Consider the following 1932-nt stretch of genomic DNA (forward strand, 5'->3'; position numbering starts at 1 on the left):
TTTAAACTGTACCCCTTGTCAAGGACATTTTGAATTTGTGTAGTACCTATTTTTTAGACAAATCTACACAAAACATATCCTTGATTTTAAACAACTGAGAATGGTGACAGATCCTGGGCTCTGTCCAGAACCGTCTTCGCCGGAAGGCAGGGAAAGCAGCTTTGCTTCTTTCCCATAGGGCAGGATAAGCCGAGCCACTTCATCAAGGGCTGCCCGGGCGCAAGCGCCCAGTGTACTGTCCCTTGATTCCGTTCCCACTCCAATCACATGGTAAACTTATGAAATCTTTGACTTTTATTTATTTTGATGCTCCGCCTCCTTAGCCCCAAGGGTATCCGGTTTCTTCTGGATTATGGGAAGAGGCGGTGTATTGCCGATATTTAACGGATATCTGCCGGTTGTCACAAAAGAATAATACTCGTTCGGTGACAGCTTGGCGAGATTCCACTGGTAACGCCGATTGTTGTAATAATCCATGTAATCATCAACAATGGTTTTCACAGCGTCAAATGTGCTGCAGGCAGCAAGTTTTTCTTTGAGGTGATCCTTCATGTGACCGAAAAAGCTTTCCTGCGGGGCATTGTCCCAGCAGTTTCCACGGCGCGACATGGACTGGCGCAGCTTTTTGTTATACAGGATGTCAATGAATTTATGGCTTGTATAATGGCACCCCTGATCGCTGTGTACAATCGTTTCCACATGAAGTGATACCCAATGATCCCGGATGAGAATTTCTACGGTATCGAGAACGAAATCCATTTCAAGCGATGGGCTGGGCACATAAGCAAGTATCTGCTTTGTAAAGGCATCCAGTATGGTTGACAGATAGGCGAATGTCCCGTTATAAGGCAGATAGGTGATATCGGTCAACAGGATCATCCGTGGACCGTAAGATTCAAACTCCCGGTGCAGCAGATTGTCCGCGACATTGCTTGTTTTCAGGGCCTTTGCCATTCTGCGATAAGGATTAGCCCTGCGGATTGGGCAGGATAGATGATATTTGTCCATGAGCCTGCGGATTTTCTTCAGGTTCATGATGACCGGCGGAGCCATATGAATCAGTGCCATATAGATGCCTCGTGCTCCTTTAGAGTAACCATGCATGCTAAAGGCAGTGAGGATCAGATCAAAGTCAGCACGATCCTGCAGTTCCTGCTGTTCACGCAGGGGAGCCGCTTTAAGCCATGCATAATATCCGCTTCGCGAGACCCCGGCGGTCGCACATAATGTGCTGACCGACAGAGAGTTGCCGGATTGCTGTAAGGTACGCTGGATGATTTCAAACACACAGGAAGATTCGTTCATGAGCAGTGCACCTACTTCCGTGTATTTCTGATCGAGGAAATTTTTTTTAGAAATTCAATTTCCTGTTTCAGATAATCAACATCGTGCTGGAGTTTTCGGAGTTTATCTCCATCCGTTTCGGAAGACGCTGATGATGGATGGGTAGTATCCCTTTGCCTGGGGGAAGAATATCCTTCATGAAATTCTCCATATTTCTCGTATTCAGTGCGGATGTGGCTGGAGATACTCCAAACGCGGCGTTCTCCAATAATGCCAATGTCAAAACCGTAGTTTATGAGGATTTCACGCGGAGATTCACCTGCATTATAGGCGGTAAGGAATAGTTCCTTAAACTCTCGTGTAAGCTGTAGGCGTGAACCTGTAACGCAGTAGACGTAAGGGTTCTGACGTAGTAACTGTTGTTGCTCTTCGGTGAAAAGTTTTTTGCCCATGATGGCCTCCTGTTCTGGATTAAGAATACCATGAACCAGAGAGGAATGTCCAGAAAGCAGGGCACATCTTGGAGCGTTGTTTAATAATCAGGGAGCAATTAGTGTGATTGTCCAGCTTTAGGGAAGCACCTGGAAGAGGCGTCTAAAATGAAGGGACTACACTAATTCGATTGTCCACTGTTATGGGTACATTATA

The 1932-nt window shown here is 46.1% G+C and carries 2 protein-coding genes; both read right to left on the bottom strand.

Annotated features, from left to right (window positions below):
• Window positions 1-294 precede the first annotated feature (294 nt).
• Complete coding sequence (locus MUB35_RS30295) at window positions 295-1305, bottom strand: IS3 family transposase (protein WP_227247188.1); 1011 nt, start codon at window positions 1303-1305, stop codon at window positions 295-297.
• Window positions 1306-1316: 11 nt separating this feature from the next.
• Window positions 1317-1736, bottom strand: a complete 420-nt coding sequence (locus tag MUB35_RS30300) for an HTH domain-containing protein (RefSeq protein WP_033143984.1) — start codon at window positions 1734-1736, stop codon at window positions 1317-1319.
• Window positions 1737-1932: the final 196 nt, after the last annotated feature.

Origin of the sequence: Blautia sp. NSJ-175, assembly GCF_022867815.1 — a bacterium.
In the GTDB taxonomy this organism is placed as follows: domain Bacteria; phylum Bacillota; class Clostridia; order Lachnospirales; family Lachnospiraceae; genus Blautia; species Blautia celeris.

Bases quoted from the DNA above. Each gene is read 5' to 3' on its own strand.
- MUB35_RS30295 (WP_227247188.1), bottom strand. From the start codon at position 1,305: ATGAACGAATCTTCCTGTGTGTTTGAAATCATCCAGCGTACCTTACAG.
- MUB35_RS30300 (WP_033143984.1), bottom strand. From the start codon at position 1,736: ATGGGCAAAAAACTTTTCACCGAAGAGCAACAACAGTTACTACGTCAG.